The 16200-nt window shown below is 63.3% G+C and carries 21 protein-coding genes; 12 read left to right on the top strand and 9 right to left on the bottom strand.

Annotation, left to right across the window (positions count from 1 at the left end; genetic code table 11):
* Positions 1-7: 7 nt before the first annotated feature.
* The 4 genes from leuC to B059_RS0101310 all read right to left on the bottom strand — a co-directional run bounded on the left by leuC (position 8) and on the right by B059_RS0101310 (position 3640).
* Positions 8-1411: a 3-isopropylmalate dehydratase large subunit gene (leuC, locus tag B059_RS0101325; protein ID WP_018076435.1), complete on the bottom strand. Its 1404-nt coding sequence runs from the start codon at positions 1409-1411 to the stop codon at positions 8-10.
* Positions 1412-1442: 31 nt separating this feature from the next.
* Positions 1443-2606, bottom strand: coding sequence for an MFS transporter (locus tag B059_RS0101320; RefSeq protein WP_038057968.1), 1164 nt, complete (start codon positions 2604-2606; stop codon positions 1443-1445).
* 190 nt (positions 2607-2796) lie between these two features.
* Positions 2797-2997, bottom strand: coding sequence for a dodecin family protein (locus B059_RS0101315; RefSeq protein WP_018076433.1), 201 nt, complete (start codon positions 2995-2997; stop codon positions 2797-2799).
* A gap of 106 nt (positions 2998-3103) precedes the next feature.
* A complete protein-coding gene (locus B059_RS0101310) occupies positions 3104-3640 on the bottom strand; it encodes a flavin reductase family protein (RefSeq protein ID WP_018076432.1) in 537 nt (178 codons plus the stop codon).
* 120 nt (positions 3641-3760) lie between these two features.
* Between B059_RS0101310 and B059_RS20680 the strand changes: the two genes are divergently transcribed.
* The 4 genes from B059_RS20680 (at position 3761) to B059_RS21085 (ending at position 5049) form a co-directional block, all read left to right on the top strand.
* The gene (locus tag B059_RS20680) at positions 3761-3919 is read left to right on the top strand and encodes a hypothetical protein (RefSeq protein ID WP_018076431.1); all 159 of its coding nucleotides are present in this window, start codon (positions 3761-3763) and stop codon (positions 3917-3919) included.
* 88 nt (positions 3920-4007) lie between these two features.
* Entirely contained in the window at positions 4008-4379 is a 372-nt protein-coding gene (locus tag B059_RS0101300; RefSeq protein ID WP_018076430.1) for a TusE/DsrC/DsvC family sulfur relay protein, read from the top strand.
* Between the two features lie 187 nt (positions 4380-4566).
* Positions 4567-4797, top strand: coding sequence for a P-loop NTPase family protein (locus B059_RS21310; protein WP_026177223.1), 231 nt, complete (start codon positions 4567-4569; stop codon positions 4795-4797).
* A gap of 78 nt (positions 4798-4875) precedes the next feature.
* The gene (locus B059_RS21085; RefSeq protein ID WP_169333066.1) at positions 4876-5049 is read left to right on the top strand and encodes a hypothetical protein; all 174 of its coding nucleotides are present in this window, start codon (positions 4876-4878) and stop codon (positions 5047-5049) included.
* Here B059_RS21085 and B059_RS0101285 read toward each other — a convergent pair.
* Complete coding sequence (locus B059_RS0101285) at positions 5036-5869, bottom strand: HDOD domain-containing protein (RefSeq protein WP_018076429.1); 834 nt, start codon at positions 5867-5869, stop codon at positions 5036-5038. The genes B059_RS21085 and B059_RS0101285 overlap by 14 nt on opposite strands.
* Before the next feature lie 260 nt (positions 5870-6129).
* Between B059_RS0101285 and B059_RS0101275 the strand changes: the two genes are divergently transcribed.
* Positions 6130-6330 (top strand): DUF1059 domain-containing protein, encoded by a 201-nt coding sequence (locus tag B059_RS0101275; RefSeq protein ID WP_018076427.1) that lies wholly within the window; start codon positions 6130-6132, stop codon positions 6328-6330.
* A 93-nt stretch (positions 6331-6423) separates the two neighbouring features.
* On the opposite strand, the gene B059_RS0101270 is transcribed toward B059_RS0101275, so the two are convergent.
* The gene (locus tag B059_RS0101270) at positions 6424-7089 is read right to left on the bottom strand and encodes a ferredoxin reductase domain-containing protein (protein WP_026177222.1); all 666 of its coding nucleotides are present in this window, start codon (positions 7087-7089) and stop codon (positions 6424-6426) included.
* 121 nt (positions 7090-7210) lie between these two features.
* Positions 7211-7630: an AF1514 family protein gene (locus B059_RS0101265; RefSeq protein WP_018076425.1), complete on the bottom strand. Its 420-nt coding sequence runs from the start codon at positions 7628-7630 to the stop codon at positions 7211-7213.
* Between the two features lie 319 nt (positions 7631-7949).
* Between B059_RS0101265 and B059_RS0101260 the strand changes: the two genes are divergently transcribed.
* Entirely contained in the window at positions 7950-8474 is a 525-nt protein-coding gene (locus B059_RS0101260) for a DsrE family protein (protein ID WP_026177221.1), read from the top strand.
* A 65-nt stretch (positions 8475-8539) separates the two neighbouring features.
* Here the strand turns inward: B059_RS0101260 and B059_RS18450 are convergent, their stop codons facing one another.
* Positions 8540-9379 carry a DUF2238 domain-containing protein gene (locus B059_RS18450; RefSeq protein ID WP_245538698.1) on the bottom strand — a complete coding sequence of 280 codons (840 nt, stop codon included), beginning with the start codon at positions 9377-9379 and terminating at the stop codon, positions 8540-8542.
* A gap of 423 nt (positions 9380-9802) precedes the next feature.
* Here B059_RS18450 and B059_RS0101245 point away from each other — a divergent pair, with 423 nt between their 5' ends.
* The 6 genes from B059_RS0101245 (at position 9803) to B059_RS0101220 (ending at position 14453) form a co-directional block, all read left to right on the top strand.
* Complete coding sequence (locus B059_RS0101245) at positions 9803-10846, top strand: OmpA family protein (RefSeq protein WP_018076420.1); 1044 nt, start codon at positions 9803-9805, stop codon at positions 10844-10846.
* Between the two features lie 172 nt (positions 10847-11018).
* On the top strand, positions 11019-11162 hold the full coding sequence (locus tag B059_RS21080) for a hypothetical protein (protein WP_018076419.1): 144 nt from the start codon (positions 11019-11021) through the stop codon (positions 11160-11162).
* Between the two features lie 141 nt (positions 11163-11303).
* Positions 11304-12656, top strand: coding sequence for a TrpB-like pyridoxal phosphate-dependent enzyme (locus tag B059_RS0101235; RefSeq protein WP_018076418.1), 1353 nt, complete (start codon positions 11304-11306; stop codon positions 12654-12656).
* A 202-nt stretch (positions 12657-12858) separates the two neighbouring features.
* Positions 12859-13269, top strand: a complete 411-nt coding sequence (locus tag B059_RS0101230; RefSeq protein ID WP_018076417.1) for a cupredoxin domain-containing protein — start codon at positions 12859-12861, stop codon at positions 13267-13269.
* Between the two features lie 3 nt (positions 13270-13272).
* Positions 13273-13908: a LolA family protein gene (locus tag B059_RS0101225; RefSeq protein WP_018076416.1), complete on the top strand. Its 636-nt coding sequence runs from the start codon at positions 13273-13275 to the stop codon at positions 13906-13908.
* A gap of 26 nt (positions 13909-13934) precedes the next feature.
* Positions 13935-14453, top strand: coding sequence for an SRPBCC family protein (locus tag B059_RS0101220; RefSeq protein WP_018076415.1), 519 nt, complete (start codon positions 13935-13937; stop codon positions 14451-14453).
* Positions 14454-14551: 98 nt separating this feature from the next.
* Here B059_RS0101220 and B059_RS0101215 read toward each other — a convergent pair whose 3' ends face one another.
* Entirely contained in the window at positions 14552-15874 is a 1323-nt protein-coding gene (locus B059_RS0101215; protein WP_018076414.1) for a diguanylate cyclase domain-containing protein, read from the bottom strand.
* Between the last annotated feature and the right edge of the window lie 326 nt (positions 15875-16200).

The following is a 16200-nucleotide window of genomic DNA, read 5'->3' as shown; positions in this document are numbered from 1 at the left end:
ATTCTCCTTAAAAGTGACGTACATCGACAAAATGCCCGGCGCACGCAGCGGCGGCGGCCATCGCCGGACTGACCAGGTGGGTTCTGCCGCCCTGCCCCTGGCGCCCCTCGAAATTGCGGTTGGAGGTCGAGGCACAGCGTTCGCCCGGTTCCAGCCGGTCGGCGTTCATCGCCAGACACATCGAGCAGCCGGGCTCGCGCCACTCGAAGCCGGCCTCGACGAAAATCCGGTCCAGGCCCTCGGCCTCGGCCTGCTGCTTGACCAGCCCGGAGCCCGGCACCACCATCGCCAGTTTGACGCTGGACGCGACCTTGCGGCCCTTGGCCACGCCGGCGGCTTCACGCAGATCCTCGATCCGCGAGTTGGTGCACGAACCGATGAATATCTTGTCCACCGGAATCCCGGCGACCGGCGTGCCGGCTGCGAGGCCCATGTATTCCAGCGCGCGCGTCCAGTCGTGACGCTTGATCTCGCTCGGTGCGTCGGCCGGATTCGGCACGCGGCCGTTGATGGTCGTCACCATCTCGGGCGAGGTGCCCCAGGTCACCTGCGGTTCGATCTTTGCCGCGTCGAGCTCGACCACGCGGTCGAACACCGCGTCGGCGTCCGAATGCAGCGTGTTCCACCACGCCACCGCCTGGTCCCAGGCCGCACCCGTGGGTGAATAGGGACGGCCCTTGACGTAGTCGATCGTGGTCTGGTCGACCGCGACCATGCCGGCGCGCGCGCCGGCCTCGATCGCCATGTTGCACAGCGTCATGCGGCCTTCCATCGTCAGTGCGCGGATCGCCGCGCCGCCGAACTCCAGCGCGTAGCCGGTACCGCCCGCGGTGCCGATCTCGCCGATGATCGCGAGCGCGATGTCCTTCGCGGTGACGCCGCGGCCGAGTTGGCCCTCGACCTTCACCAGCATCGTCTTCGACGGCTTCTGCCACAGGCACTGTGTCGCCAGCACGTGCTCGACCTCGGAGGTGCCGATGCCGAACGCCAGCGCGCCGAACGCGCCATGCGTCGAGGTATGCGAATCGCCGCACACCACGGTCATGCCGGGCAGGGTCAGGCCCTCTTCGGGGCCGATGACATGGACGATGCCCTGGCGGATGTCGTCCATCCTGAATTCGGTAATGCCGAACTCGGCGCAGTTGGCGTCGAGCGTTTCCACCTGCAGGCGCGAGATCGGGTCGGCGATGCCCTGCGAGCGGTCGGTGGTCGGCACATTGTGGTCGGGCACTGCGATGGCTGCATCCGCGCGGCGCGGCGTGCGGTGGGCCAGCTTCAACCCCTCGAAGGCCTGTGGACTGGTGACTTCGTGCACCAGGTGGCGGTCGATGTAGAGCAGCGTGGTGCCGTCGGCTTCGACGTGCACGACGTGGGCGTCCCACAATTTCTGGAATAAGGTCTGGCCGGGCATGGGAGGGCAAATTACGTAAAACCTGATTATTTCATAGCTGGGCACCCACGGGCACGGATTTTGTTTTTCCCCACGCGGCATACACCGCCCACGCCAGCGCCGCGCTCACGGCAGCCAGGGTGAAAGTCCACGCCGAGCCCAGCGTGTCCCAGGTCAGTCCGCTGGCCAGCCCGCCGACGGTGCCGCCGATGCCGTAGGACAGGCTGGTGTAGAGCGCCTGCCCACGCGCCTGATGGCGCCCACGGAAATGGGCATGGATCAGCGCCACCGCCGCTGCATGATAGGTGCCGAAAGTGAAGGCGTGCAGCGTCTGCGCGCCCCATACCAGCCAGGCCGACTCCACCCCCCAGGCGATCAGCAGGAAGCGCAGCACCGCCAGCGCGAAGCTCGCCAGAATCAGCCTGCGCGGCGTCACCTGCGCAAAAATGCGCGGAATGACGAGAAAAATGCCGATTTCGCACAGCACGCCGAGCGCCCACAGCCAGCCCACGGTTGACTTGCCGTAGCCGTGGTCGACCAGATAGATCGAATAGAAGGTGTAATACGGCCCGTGCGTCACCGCCATCAGCAGGCAGGCGACCAGCAGCGACGCCACCTCGGGCCGCTTCACGATGTCCCACACCGAATGATGGTCGGTCGCGTGCGGCAGGATCTCCGCCTCGGGAATCACCCGTGCAAACGCGGCGATGCCCAGCATCACCGCCAGCACCGCCCACGGCAGCCAGGCGATGGAAACATGATCGAAGGCATAGCCCAGCCCCACCACCATCACAATGAAACCGACCGAGCCCCACAGGCGAATGCGGCCGTAGGCATCGGTGCGCTCGCCCAGATGCGACAGCGTCATCGCCTCGACCAGCGGCAGCGACGCGCTCCAGAAAAAGCCCAGTGCCGCCATCACCGCAAACAGCCACCAGAAACCGTCGCCGGCGAACACCCCGGCGAACACCAGCACACTGCCTATCGCCGCAATCTGCACGATCGTCGTGCGGCGACCGGTGCGGTCGGCGATATGCCCCCAGATGTTGGGCGCAAAAATCCGCATCACCTGCAGCAGCGACATCAACACGCCGATCTGGAAGGCGTTGAACGCCAGCGACTGCAGATACAGCCCCCAGAACGGCGATATCGCACCGACGAAAGCGAAATAAAAGAAATAGAAACCGGACAGACGCCAGTAGGGGAGATTGGGCATGAATTCAGTCTGCCGCCACGGCGGCCACAACGCAGCGCGCATTATGCGGCCACGGCAGGGACGCCGGATATGGGCAAACCCGATTGGCAGGCCCGGGGCGGCGCGACTGCCGGATCATCGCAGCCGGTGCGAACGGGCCGCTGGTCCCGATACGCTTCCCGCCAGGGCGTCCGGGGCTTTCGCCGCCGACTTATTTCAGGACAAAGGTCAGCTTCATCCTGACGCTGTATTCGACGACCTTGCCTTTGTTCACCTTCACGCTCTGATCCATCACCCAGGCGCCGGTGATGTTTTCCAGCGACTCGGCCGCCTTCGCGACACCCTGCTGAATCGCGTCATCAAATCCCTTTTTGGAACTCGCCGTGACTTCGATGGTTTTTGCGATGCTCATGATGCCCCTCCGGTTGAACAAGCCGTCCGAAACCTCAGATTACCAACATGCGCGGGGAATCCAACCACAAAACCGGCCATGCCACATCAATCGGCGCCGGCTGCCGCTACTTCATGCCGGAACGCAACCTGACCGGTTCGCCTGCCACCGCGAACACGCCGTTGCCACGGTGGTGCAGCGTCTGCGGATTCTTGACGGTGGTATCGACCCACGCCTTCAGCACTTCAAGGATAAAGAAATTGTAGGCATTCACCAGCCGGGTATCGGCCACCCGGCATTCCAGGCTGGCATAGCATTCCGCAATCAGCGGTGCCTGCACCTGCGAAGCCGGGACAGGCGTGAGGCCGTATTCGACGAACTTGTCGACGCTGCGACCGGAGCCGTTGCCGATGCCCACCACCTGCTGCACCAGCGCCAGCGTCGGAATGTTGACCACGCATTCACGGGTCGCCTTCAGGGTATCGAACGAGGCGTTGCGGCCACTGATCACGCAACCCAGAAGCGGCGGCTCGAATTCCATCATGGTGTGCCACGACATCGTCATGATGTTGGCCCGGCCCCGGCGGGCGGTCGCCACCAGCACCACCGGTCCCGGCTCCAGCAGGCCATAGACCCTGGCCAGGGGATACGCACGCTTCGCCATGTCGACACCTCTTCCGTGATCACCAACGCCTGCAGCATAGCCGGTGTCATGCACTGCGGGCCGGCACGGGCCGCAACATGCTGCACGGCAGCGAAATTGCCGTCTTCGTGATCAGGAACCATGCGAAATACCGCGAACCGATACAGCGCGCCCTCCGACAGCATCGAATTCCACATATGCCGCCTGGCAACGGAGATCCACGGCTTCGTCAACCTGGTGCCGATGGCGGATGCCGGGATCGTGCTGCTGCAGCAAGAAGACTACGTCTGCATGCGCTGAAACCACCTGACGGCGAGCACTCCTTGTATCGGCGATGAGTCTGGCCTAAATTCAAGTATCCCCTCCAAAAGCATCCAAGGAGATGACCATGCTGCACGATTCAACCGACATCAACCGGCTGATCCAGAAGCCGCCGACCGACCCCGATTTCCCGTATGCCCCGCTGGACTGGACACGCAGCGAAGCGGAAAAAATTGCGCGCGATGAAAAGCTTGAGTTGACCGAAGACCATTGGGAGACTCTTCGTGCCCTGCAAAACTACTATGCGCACCACGAAGACGACAGCGTCATCAATCTGCGCGACCTGCACGATGCGCTGGATGAACATTTCCACCAGAAAGGCGGGCTGAAATACCTGTACACGCTGTTCCCGGGCGGTCCCATCGCACAGAGTTGCCGTCTTGCCGGGCTGAAAGCCCCCTTCATGGCTTCCGACCACAGCTTCGGCAGCGTGGCCTAGCCTGATGTTTCAATAGGTTGTTCCCGGCGAAGCCAGGCTGTCGGCGGGACTCCGCTCCTGCTCCCTCAGCAAATGCCGGGGAAGTCCTATCGCCACCGCATCTTCCGTTCATCCCTATTCATCCCTGCCATCGGCAGGATGGCTGAGCTTTGCCGTCACCAGCGGGAAGGGCGGCGTCGGCAAGACCTTGGTCTCGGCCAACCTCGCCGCAGTGCTTGCCAAGCGCGGCCACAAGGTGCTGGTGCTCGATGCCGATCTCGGGCTGGCCAATCTCGGCGCGGTGCTCAATCTGTACCCCAAGATCACGCTGCACGACGTGTTCAGCGGCAAGGCCCGGCTGGAAGAAGCCATTCTGCAGACACCAGGCGGATTTTCCGTGCTGCCGGCAGGCCCGGCACGGTCGAGTATTCACGGCTGACGCCCGAAGTGCGCCAGGCCGTGATGCGCCGCCAGTTGCTGATGCAAGCCATCCCCGGCTGCCCCGGCGGAATGGCCATTGCGCAACTCGCAGACAAGCTGGAACAAAACATCATCCCCAGCCCGGCATAGCATCTATCGCTGGCGCGATGCGCGCCAAATCCTGCCGCTTGCCGCGCAGTTCCGCCTGCGCGCTCCGCAGCGCACGGGCATCAGCCGTCAGGGAGGAGATTTTCTCGTCAGTTTTGAGTGACCGTGGGCCTTGCCGCAACCAGCGCCATCACCCTGTTCGGCTGCATGTGCAGCAGCGCCGCGATCTGGCGGTAATCGTCGGGCAGCGCGGCGTCGTCCCAGCCGTGTGCGGAATGCCGCGCCAGGTTGGCCGCCAGCATCACATTGCGCACTCTGGCCGAGTGTGCCTGCGCCGGATCCATCAGGTTCAGCAGCAATTCAGGCAAACGCCACCCGATCGTCAGCGCGCGCTGCAAATCCTCGCCGGCGAACCCCAGCACCTGCTTCTGCACCTCCGCACTGCGCAGCGAGGGATCGGCATCCTGCCGCTTTTCAACTTCCAGCATCTGTCGCGGGCTGAAGCACCACATCAGCATTTCGGCGACATGGGCAAGCAGTGCCGACACCCGCACTTCTTCCGCATGCAGATCGTGCAGGCGCAGCGCCCAATCGAAGGCATAGTGCGCGGCGCGTTGCGCGCGCCGAACGGTTTGCAGCAGATGCACCAGTGCGTCGAGACGATCGTGCAACATCTCTTCCACGATCGGGGCCGGCGGCACCCCGCGGAAAAACGTGTCCAATCCCATCATCAGCAGCGCCTGCCTCACATCGACCAGTTCATATTGCTGGTTGCGATGCTTGTGCGACTGCATATAGCGCAACAGCTTGACCGTCATCAGCGGATCGTCGGTCACCACATCGGCCGTACCGCGGGTAGTGAGCAGCGCGTCGTCGGCGCGCAGGCGTTGCAGCTCGCGGGCAGTTTGCCTCAGCACAGGAATGTCTGTCTGCCCCAAAAAGGCGAGCCAATCCGCCATGCTTTCCGGTTGCTGCATCAGCATCCCTCCCCGACGGGCCGAAGCGGACTCATGCTGGCGATGGCGCCACGAAAATCCTGCAACCGGCCAAGGAAAGCCTCCCATGCAAACGATTCATGGCTCTCCCCATGTTTAACGGCCTGTCCGACCCTGCCTTGAGCGATGCCGAATGCCGGTTCGAGGCCGACGCTTCCGGATTGACGGGCTATAAAGGAATCATTCGCCTTTTGTGGCGCCCGGTCGGGTTGGACCGGGGCAATTCGGGCGGATGACAGGAGGGTGCCATGGAACGCAAATACATCGACTGCAGGGAATATCCGAGCGAAATGAACTGTACGGTCATGATTTCCGCAGACAGCGAAGCCGAACTTCTGGAAGCCGCGGTCCAGCATGCCGTCGCAGTGCATCACGAGCGAGACACGCCGGAACTGCGCAACCAGATACGTGCACTGGTCAAGACCATGCCCGTCGCCAGGGCGGCGTGACCTCGCATACCCGGCGCAAAGGCAAACGAGGACTCAGGGCCCAGCCTGCCGGGTTTTTTCCTGGAATGAGCCAGCGGCCTTCAGCCTTGCGGTTCAGCGTTCGAATACCAGGCTTTCCGCGCTGGCTCCCAGCGCCGTCAAGGCACCGTTGACTGCCTCCATGAACGGGGGCGGGCCACAAACATAAAAGCGCTGCTTGAAGTCTCCGATTCTTTCTTCCAGGAAGGCGCGGTCGATGCGGCGGTGCTCATAGCCGGGCGCGGCGGCGCCAGTACAGAGCAGAATGCAGCGTTCTCCCAGCAAATGGCGCAACTCTTTTTCGCAGATCACGTCACGCGGGGTCTTGTTGGAAAACATCAAGGTCTGGCCGCCAAGCTTTCCCTTACGCGCCAATCCGCGCAGGATGGCCAGGAAGGGGGTGATGCCGGCGCCGCCAGCAATGAAAACGCCGGGACCTTGATAGCTGATGGTGCCGAACGGCTCGGACATCAGCAGTTCGGCACCGGGCTCCAATTGGTGGAGCGCATGGGTCACGCCGGCGTGGGCAGGGTAGGCCTTGATGGTAAATTCCAGCACCCGGTCATCGGCCAGTCCGGTGGGCGTGAACGGGCGGCCTTGCTCGCGCAGGCCGGGCCGGTCGATCGCCAACTCCACGCCCTGACCGGGAGCGACGGCAACGCCCGCAGGCCTGCTGATGATGAAGTGCTTCACGTCATGGGTAACGAACTGACTCATGAGCAGGCTGACGCGGTAGTTCATCGGCATCCCTTTCCCTCAAAAAACGGGCGCCGCCCACCACGCGAACTCTGCGTGTGTCCTTCGTGTCGGCGATACGCAAATCAGCCGGCCATCGTCTGCATGGCCGGAGGCTTGACCAGATTCAGTACTGATCGGCCAGCCAGTCGTCCAGCGGGGTGCAGGCCTCCTGCTTCGGGATGGAGGAATCCCTGCCCTGCAGCGGGGTATAGCAGATGTACTCGTTGCCCTCGTTATCCGTCAGATTGCGCAGCGGGATATCGCCCACGGTCTCAAAGCCACGCGTATCCATCATGATGAACTGGTAGTCGTCCCCTACGCTGACCTCCAGCCCGCCGCCGTTGCCTTCACCATATTTTTCCCACCAGGTTTCGGGATTGGCGCCGTCATAGAAGGGGGTGGTCGCCCCCAGCCTGCTGTTTCGATGCCATGCCATGATGGTCGGGTCTTTCATCTGATTGTCCTTCGCGGCGTCCTTCGCAAGGAGGCTGGCAGCCTCGAAACCCGGGTCAGCACCGTGAAAGTCGACATGTACGTTTCTCATGATGTGCTCCTTGAAATATGAGTAACGGAAATTGAGCCGTGCCGCCAGAAACGGCGCACGATCAGTATTATTTGTAGGCCAATACCAGACAAAAACAATCAGGTATTCAGCGGCCCATGGGCGCAGACGGATGCCTTCACTCACGCCAGCAACAGCCCGGCAGACCCGGGGGTGATCAGTAGGCTCCGCCACGGATGGCGTTTTCCGGCCCCTCCGTTTATAGTCGGCAAACGCAATGATTTGCATGTAAGCCGGGATTGTGCGCGACCGGGCGGACGCCTACTGCGCACGGCAATGGACCGAAAAAGGAGACATACGCGTGAAAACACACCTGACAGGAATGGCCATCGCGGCAGCCGTCGCTATGCTGCCGGTACAACCGGCCGTGGCGGAGGCGTTCGCGCCTTACGGAACGGCCAAGGTCGACATGCACAAGATGCCGGTTACCAATACGGTATTCGACGTCAATTACGAAGACCCGCAGAAGCTGAACATCCTTTACAACTTCGTCAAGAACACCAAGAAAGAAACCCGCGGCAAGGTGGTGGTGGTGACTCACGGGCCGGAACTGCGCGCGTTTGCCAAGGAAAATTACGAAAAATACCAGGGCATCGTGGACAAGATGGCGGAGCTGGCGAAGGAAGGCGTGGCGTTCAAGATGTGCAACAACGCCATGAAGGCGGCCGGGTTCAGTGCCGAAGACATGCACGGCTTCATTACCGTGGTACCGGCAGGCTTCCCGGAATTGGTCTACTGGCAGGGCAAGGGTTACCAATACATCAACCCGCTGCCGCTCTCGGTGAAAGACGTCCGCTATATCGATCAGCCCCAGCTGAAAAAATGACCCCACCACGCTAGTGGCCGGTATCTGGCAAGGAAACGCCGGATACCGCAGTTCGAATCCGCTCGTCAATCCCCGTCTTCGCGTCCGTCTTTCCCGCGCACCTCCCGCAAGGCCTGCTTGCCCAAGGGCTTGTCGCCCGGTTCGATTTTCAGGCTGGCACGCAGATCGGCGCCGAACGCCGAATCGTGGCGCCAGTGGGTCAATGCCACCATCAGCAGCGCCGGTACCGCTCCGGCCACTGCCAGCGCCATGTCTTTCTGGGCGTCCCACACGTCGCCCTGCGCGCCCAGAAATGCCAGGCCCGCGGCAGGGTCGACGCGGGCCGCCACCAGCCATTCGATAATCTCGTACCCCGCCGAAAACGCCAGCACCAGTTCCAGCGGAAACCAGTACGCCCACACGCCGCGTGCCTTCACCACGCGCACGAATACCTCGTGCAGGGGATAGGCCAGCAGCAGGCCGAAACAGAAATGCACCAGCCGGTCATACATGTTGCGGCCGGACCCGAACCAATGCTGCAGCGTGTAGCCGAACGGCACTTCGGCATAGGTGTAATGCGAGCCCACCACATGCAGCAGCATGAAGGCGGTAATCAGAGTGTAGGAAAGATCGGACAGCCTGAAGTAACGTGCGGTCAGAACGATGAGCGGCACAAACACGAACACCAGGTAGTTTTCCAGCAGCCAGTCGTGCGGATAGCGGGGTTCGATCGCCGCCCACATCCAGACGACGGCAAAAACCCCCAGGAGCAGGGCATGGTAGCGCGTCATGCGTTCAATCCGGGCGACGCCGGAAGCCGCGCTGTAAAGGTCACCGGGTTCGGTTCTTTCATTCTGTCTTTGCTCCTGGCCCGTCACTTCGCATACGGTTTCATGCACCAGCGGGTGGACGGGCTCACCGGGCATTCCGTCATCTGATCCTGCTTGCTTTCAGCATCGGAAATCGCCCAAAGCAGTCACTTCGGGGATTTTAAATACAGGAGGGCTCATCCTTATCCGCCACACACCCTGCAGACCTCACTCCTCAGGGCTTCCCGGCCCTGGCATGCAATGCAACCATCACCGACTCAACCCCGTTCCCCATCACTCCGCGCAAGTCGATACGCCCGCCTGCCTGGTGCCGGTAAGCAAGCCACAGCGCGCTGGTTTGATATAATCCGGCAACTGGCTGCACGATCATGGACTCGCTTTCAGGGTCGTCAATCGCTCGACAAGACGAGGAGGCCAGCGGCCCTCATCGGCCCCGCCACTCGATGGAGGCGACCCTGCTCCGGCGAGAAATTTCGCGACAATGCAGCAATCACCGCAACTATTCGTAAGGATAATCCAATGCGCCTCAAGACCCTGCCCGCCCTCATCGCCCTTGGCCTGGCCAGTGCTGCACTGCAAGCGCACGCCATGGACGACCGCCTGTACATCGCCCCCACGCTGAACTACACCTTCGCCGACAGCGACCGCCGCTCCGACGACGACTGGGGTGGTGGCCTGGCCTTGGGCAAACCCATCAATCCGGACTGGAACCTGGAACTGGCGCTGACGGGCAGTTCGCTCGACCGTGATGCCGGCGGCCGCTACAAGCTGTGGGGACTAGGCGTGGACGGCCTGTATTTCTTCAACCGCGACGCCGGCTTCGCTCCCTACGCGGTCGTTGGCCTGGGCGCGCTGCACACCGACATTCCCGGCCGGGACGACACCGGCCTGATGGCCAACGCCGGCCTCGGCGTCATCAAGCAACTGAGCGAAAACATTGCGCTGCGCGCCGATGCACGCTACCGCTGGGACGACAACAGCACCGATGCCTTCAACAAAAGCAGCTTCGGCGACTGGTTGATCAACGTCGGCTTGAACATCGCCCTGGGCAAGAAGGCGCAGCCCGCCCCCGCGCCACAGCCCGCTCCGGTCGCCTACCAGGAGCCTGCGCCGGTGCCGCCGCCGCAACCCGCGCCCGAACCGGTGGCGCAGGCGGAGCCCGTGCCGGTTGCCCCGGTGCTCAAGACGAAGCAGGCCGTCGAACTGGACAAGGCCCAGGCCGGCGACGTGGTCGTCCTTCTCGAAGGCGTGAACTTCGAATTCGACTCCGCCAAGCTGCGCCCCGATGCCCTCGAAATCCTGGCTGAAGCGGCCACCGTGCTCGACAAGCGCAAAGACATCAACGTGGACATCGTCGGCCATACCTGCAACATCGGCACCGACCAATACAACCAGGGCCTGTCCGAGCGCCGCGCCAAGTCCGTGTATGACTATCTCGTCTCCCACGATATCGCTGCCGCACGCCTCACCTCCAAAGGCATGGGCGAGACCCAGCCTGCCTTCAGCAATGCCTCCCGTGAAGGCCGTGCCAAGAACCGCCGGGTCGAACTGCACGTAAAGTAATTGCAGCGCTGCTGCACCGACAGAAAGCCGCCACATCGAGGCGGCTTTTTGTTTCACCGCGCCATTTGGCGAAGCCTGCGAACCAGGCCACTCCCTGCGCAGGCTGTTTTTGCTGGGTGAAGTCGGTCGGGGCGGGTATCGTTTACGTACGGCCATTAAAAGGAGACAAAGCTTGAAACCGAACTACCAGTACGAAAAGCGGCAAAGGGAACTGGAAAAGAAGAAAAAGAAAGCTGAAAAAGAGCTTAAAAAAGCATCGCCGGCCGGGGCGCCGCCGGCTCCGGAAGATACAACCGTTCCGCCGGAAAACAAGTGAACCGGAGCAGCGCCTGACCCCGTATTGCGAGGGTTTCCGGTCAAGTGGGGAGCGTTGACGACACTTGGCGATTGACCGATGATTGATTGAGCGACCTGCTTGTCCGAAATACCGTCGCCATCCGATAACAGGGAGAACGCCATGCCGCAAACCAAGTTCCTGCTCGACGAATCCGAGATTCCCGCCCACTGGTACAACGTCGTCGCCGATATGCCCAACCGGCCGGCGCCACCGCTGGGCCCGGACGGCAAGCCGATCGGTCCCGAGGCGCTGACGGCGATTTTCCCGATGAGCCTGATCGAGCAGGAAATGTCGGCCGAACGCTGGATTCCGATCCCCGAAAAAGTGCGCGAAATCTACCGGCTATGGCGCCCCTCGCCGCTGTTCCGCGCCCATCGCCTGGAAGCGGCGCTCGGCACCCCGGCGAAGATCTACTACAAGTACGAAGGCGTATCGCCGGCCGGCTCGCACAAGGTCAACACCTCGGTGGCGCAGGCCTATTACAACGCCGAAGCCGGCATCAAGCGCATCGCCACCGAAACCGGCGCCGGACAGTGGGGCTGCTCGATCGCGCTGGCCGGACAGATGTTCGGGCTGGAGGTGCGGGTGTACATGGTCAAGGTGAGCTACGGCCAGAAGCCCTACCGCCGCTCCATGATGCAGACCTGGGGCGCGGAGGTGTTCGCCAGCCCCAGCCTGGAAACCCACTCCGGCCGTGCCGCCCTGGCTGAAGACCCGGACAATCCGGGCTCGCTCGGCCTGGCGATTTCCGAGGCGGTGGAAGACGCCGCCTCGCGTGCCGACACCAATTACGCCCTCGGCTCGGTACTGAACCACGTGCTGCTGCACCAGACCGTGATCGGGCTGGAAGCGAAGAAGCAGTTCGAGAAAGCCGGCGACTATCCCGACATGATCTTCGCGCCCTGCGGCGGCGGCTCCAACTTCGGCGGCGCGACCTTCCCCTTCTTCGCCGACAAGGCGGCCGGCAGAAACGTGCGACTGGTCGCGGTCGAGCCGGCCTCCTGTCCCACCCTCACGCGCGGCCACTACGCCTACGACTTCGGCGACACCGCCAAGCTGACGCCGATGATGCTGATGTACACGCTCGGCCACGATTTCATGCCGCCCGGCATCCACGCCGGCGGCCTGCGCTATCACGGCGACTCGGCGCTGGTGTCGCAGCTCTACCACGAGAAACTGATCGAAGCGATCGCCGTCCCCCAGCTTGCCACCTTCCAGGCCGGCGTTACCTTCGCCCGCGCCGAAGGCATCATCCCCGCGCCCGAATCCAACCACGCCATCGCCGCCTGCATCGACGAGGCGTTGCGCTGCAAGGCAAGCGGCGAGCCGAAGACGCTGTTCTTCAATCTGTCCGGCCACGGCCACTTCGACATGGCGGCCTATGACAGCTATTTCAGCGGCAAGCTGGAGGACTTCGCCTACCCGGAAGAGGCGATCCAGGCCGCGCTGGAGCGCCTGCCGCAGGTGGGGTGATGGCCGCCCGCGCCGCGCATTGACGGCGCGGCTGGACGCACCATGGCGCCGCCTCCGCGATCGGGCGCCAGGCGTTGAAACCGAACTCTCCGTTTGAAAAAATGCCCAACCGAGCAGAAAAGAAATAGTCGTCCTATCGTAAAAGGAGCGAAAGTCCGGCAAGAGACTGCACCTTTCCCGGGGGAGGGACCAAGGAGCCGGCATGCACAGCATCAGACTCATTTCATCCGGTATCGCGCTGGCGCTCTGTCTCGCTGCCGGCACTCAGGCTGCCGACGCCCCTTATCGGGTTGCCGTGGCCAGCGACGGCATCCAGCGCGTCACCATCGTCGGCGGCAGCTATTTCTTCAAGCCAGACCACATCGTCGTCAAGGCGGGCACGCCGGTCGAACTGGTACTGCGCGTCGAACGGGGGATCGTTCCCCATCGCTTCGTGCTCGATCTGCCGTCCGACCAGGTTGCCATCGACACCCAGCTTGGCGAGGAGCCGCGCGTTTTCCGTTTCACCCCCGGCACCCCCGGCCGCTACCCCTACTATTGCCCGAACCGGCTGCTCTTCTTCGATAGCCACCGCGACAAAGGCATGGCGGGCATGCTGGAGGTGGTGGAATAAGCCATGCTCTGGCCCCTGCTCGCCGCCGCCCTGCTCGTTCCGGCCAGCGCAGCGACGCTCGACCCGGTCGCCGCCGCGCGGCAGCAGTTCGAACAGCTCGACAGCTACCGGGTCACGCTTCGTTCGTCCGCGCCGCAGCGCCCGACGCAGGTCATCCGCTACGCCTACCGCAAACCCGGCTTCGTCCGCATGGAGTTCGTCACACCCCATGCGGGCGCGCTGCTGATCTACAGTCCGCACAGCGGCCAGGTGCGCCTGTGGCCATTCGGCCAGCGCGCCTTCGCGGCGCTGACGCTGGCCCCGGACCATCCGCTGATCCGCGGACCCTACGGCCGCAGCGTGGATCGTTCCGACGCCGGGGCGCTGCTGCGTAATGTCCAGGTACTACAGGTGGGCGGCGATACCGAGCTGCGCAGCATGGAAACGGTTGGGCACTGGAACGCCCGGCAACTGGTCGTCACTGGGGCTCCCGGCAAGACGGTGGACGGCGTGCACCGTTTCCAGCTCTGGCTGGCGGAGGGATCGCTGTTCCCGGTCAAGGTCGCCAGTTTCGGCCTGGATGCCGAGGCACTGGAAACCGTGTTGATGGACGACGTTGAAATCAATGTGCCGTTCGCCGCGGATTTTTTCCAGCCCTGACCTCAAGCCTGGAACCTCGAACGGTCATGGCGGAATATCGGTTCTCCACCCTGTGGTACCTGGAAGCCCCGGTGGAATCGGTGTGGGACGCCATCTATCACTCCCGCCGCTGGCCGAACTGGTGGCGCGGGGTCGAACAGGTGCTGGATCTGGAGGCCGGCGACGACAGCGGGCTGGGGGCGCTGCAGCGCTACACCTGGAAAAGCGTCCTGCCTTACCGGCTGACCTTCGACATACGGGTCACCCGCATCGAACCGCTGGTCTGCCTAGAAGGCCGGGCAAGCGGGGAAGTCGACGGGTACGGCGGCTGGTACTTTTCGCGCGAAGGCACGCTCACCGTCGTCCGCTACGACTGGCAGGTACGCACCACCCGGCGCTGGATGAATCTGCTCACTCCCCTCGCCCAGCCGCTGTTCAAGTGGAACCACAACGCCGTGATGCGTGCCGGCGGACAGGGACTGGCCCGTCTGCTCGACGCCCGGCTGGTCGCCATCGCCCATCGCCGCCCGGCCAGGCCGCAACGCGTCCGGGTTGGCGGCAGCTGACGCGAGAAAGGCGGTCTGGTCCTGGCCGCCACAACGGAACGTGGGCTCATCGTTGAATGGGCATGCCGTGCCCCGGCCATTCCCGGAAACCCGGGCGCCTACTCAACCCGGTTGCGCCCGTTGCGCTTGGCGCGGTAAAGCGCATCGTCGGCGCGGCCGAGCAATGCCGCACCGGATTCGCCCATCCGGTGCATGGCGACGCCAAAACTGGCCGTCACACACCCCACCTGTTCGAATTCGGTGTACGCCAAAGACGTGCAGATCCTTTCCGCAATCCCGCGTGCAGCCGCCAGATCGGTTTGTGGCAGCAGCACGGCAAACTCTTCCCTGCCCCATCTCGCCAGGACGTCGGTCTGACGCAAGTAGCATTGAACGTGCTGCGCAATCGACTTGAGCACGATGTCGCCCCGATTGTGCCCCCAGGTATCGTTGATCTGCTTGAAATGGTCGATATCGAAGAGCAGAACCGAGAAAGGCATGGCAGGCGACCGATCATGCCATTGCTGCTCGTCGAGCAGCAATGCCTCGAAGCGCGTGCGATTGGCCACCCCGGTCAGGGGATCGGTCGCGGCAAGGTGCTCCAGCCGCACCGTCTTGCGTTCCAGCATCTCGATGATCTCGCGCAATTCCTGCGCATGGTGGCGCATCAGGTCGGCCCAACGACTATAGGCGACGCCGATCAGGTCCTGCTGGGTGATGATGCCGATCACTTCCCTGTTTGCGGGGTCCTGCACCACCAGCCGCTTGAAATGCTTTTCGCGCAAGGTCGACACCGCCTCGGCCACGGTCAGGTCGTAGGTCACGGCATGGAGCGGGGACGACATGTGCAGGTGTAGCGGGTCGGTCAGCGCCACGCCGTCGTGCAGCAGGCGGATCGCATCCTGGGTCGTCACGATGCCCACCGCGGTTCCCCGATCGAGCACGATCACCGCGTCGTCCGAATCCACCAGCAGCGCCAGCGCCTGGCCGAGCGGCGCATCGTGCGGCAGTTTCCTGATCGCATGCCGGCGCAGCAGATCGCGCAGCTGCTGGCGCTGGAGCATCAACTGCGGGTCGAGGCTGCCGAGAATGTCGGTATTGGACACGATGCCGAACAGGCTGCCCGTCGCATCGACCACGGCGGCATAGCCATGCGGGCCATCGAACAGTTCGATCACATCCAGCAGGCCGCTTCCCTTCGCAATGCTGGGCAGCGGGTGATAGCCGGCCTCGCTGATGGCGATATCGAGGCTCGGCATCGAGAAGCGAAGCCGGACCACATCGGATGCGGTCAGCAGGCCGAAGCCGCCGGACGTCTCCTCGACCACGATATTGCGGAGCGCATGCTGCGACATCTGCTGCAGCGCGTCGCGCACGGCGACTCGCGCCGGCACGCTCACGATGTCGGTCGTGGCCAATTCATCGACAAGAGGAAAGAACATGGATGCCTTCGTTCAGTGCCCGCCGCCCACGCCTCGCAGATCCCATCATCCGCTTCGGCCGTTCTCGACCCGTTTGGGGTCTTCGCTTGAAGTCAACAACACTGTAGCGCAAGCGCGCCGCCAGCGGGAATCCGGCTGGACGCCGTCTTGCTATCCACCCCCGTTCGGCCCGGGCACGGCCGGCCGGGCTGGCGGTTGACTGCATTCCCGCCCGGAATCCACCTCGCGCAGGACAGGGTGTCCAAGCCTCCTTTCATTGTTCACGCTTGTGAAGCCGGGCCTGTCCAACCGCCGGCCTCCTCCCGCTGCGAGTTCACCCCGGCGGG

It is taken from the genome of Thiobacillus denitrificans DSM 12475, from assembly GCF_000376425.1.
GTDB classification, from domain to species: Bacteria; Pseudomonadota; Gammaproteobacteria; order Burkholderiales; family Thiobacillaceae; genus Thiobacillus; species Thiobacillus denitrificans.
Note: the sequence above shows the minus strand (reverse complement) of the source record. Positions and strands in the feature narration are given on the sequence as shown.

Coding starts and splice junctions, on each gene's coding strand:
- leuC (WP_018076435.1), bottom strand. CDS start 1,411: ATGCCCGGCCAGACCTTATTCCAGAAATTGTGGGACGCCCACGTCGTG.
- B059_RS0101320 (WP_038057968.1), bottom strand. CDS start 2,606: ATGCCCAATCTCCCCTACTGGCGTCTGTCCGGTTTCTATTTCTTTTAT.
- B059_RS0101315 (WP_018076433.1), bottom strand. CDS start 2,997: ATGAGCATCGCAAAAACCATCGAAGTCACGGCGAGTTCCAAAAAGGGA.
- B059_RS0101310 (WP_018076432.1), bottom strand. CDS start 3,640: ATGGCGAAGCGTGCGTATCCCCTGGCCAGGGTCTATGGCCTGCTGGAG.
- B059_RS20680 (WP_018076431.1), top strand. CDS start 3,761: ATGCGAAATACCGCGAACCGATACAGCGCGCCCTCCGACAGCATCGAA.
- B059_RS0101300 (WP_018076430.1), top strand. CDS start 4,008: ATGCTGCACGATTCAACCGACATCAACCGGCTGATCCAGAAGCCGCCG.
- B059_RS0101285 (WP_018076429.1), bottom strand. CDS start 5,869: ATGCTGATGCAGCAACCGGAAAGCATGGCGGATTGGCTCGCCTTTTTG.
- B059_RS0101275 (WP_018076427.1), top strand. CDS start 6,130: ATGGAACGCAAATACATCGACTGCAGGGAATATCCGAGCGAAATGAAC.
- B059_RS0101270 (WP_026177222.1), bottom strand. CDS start 7,089: ATGAACTACCGCGTCAGCCTGCTCATGAGTCAGTTCGTTACCCATGAC.
- B059_RS0101265 (WP_018076425.1), bottom strand. CDS start 7,630: ATGAGAAACGTACATGTCGACTTTCACGGTGCTGACCCGGGTTTCGAG.
- B059_RS18450 (WP_245538698.1), bottom strand. CDS start 9,379: ATGCCCGGTGAGCCCGTCCACCCGCTGGTGCATGAAACCGTATGCGAA.
- B059_RS0101245 (WP_018076420.1), top strand. CDS start 9,803: ATGCGCCTCAAGACCCTGCCCGCCCTCATCGCCCTTGGCCTGGCCAGT.
- B059_RS0101235 (WP_018076418.1), top strand. CDS start 11,304: ATGCCGCAAACCAAGTTCCTGCTCGACGAATCCGAGATTCCCGCCCAC.
- B059_RS0101230 (WP_018076417.1), top strand. CDS start 12,859: ATGCACAGCATCAGACTCATTTCATCCGGTATCGCGCTGGCGCTCTGT.
- B059_RS0101225 (WP_018076416.1), top strand. CDS start 13,273: ATGCTCTGGCCCCTGCTCGCCGCCGCCCTGCTCGTTCCGGCCAGCGCA.
- B059_RS0101220 (WP_018076415.1), top strand. CDS start 13,935: ATGGCGGAATATCGGTTCTCCACCCTGTGGTACCTGGAAGCCCCGGTG.
- B059_RS0101215 (WP_018076414.1), bottom strand. CDS start 15,874: ATGTTCTTTCCTCTTGTCGATGAATTGGCCACGACCGACATCGTGAGC.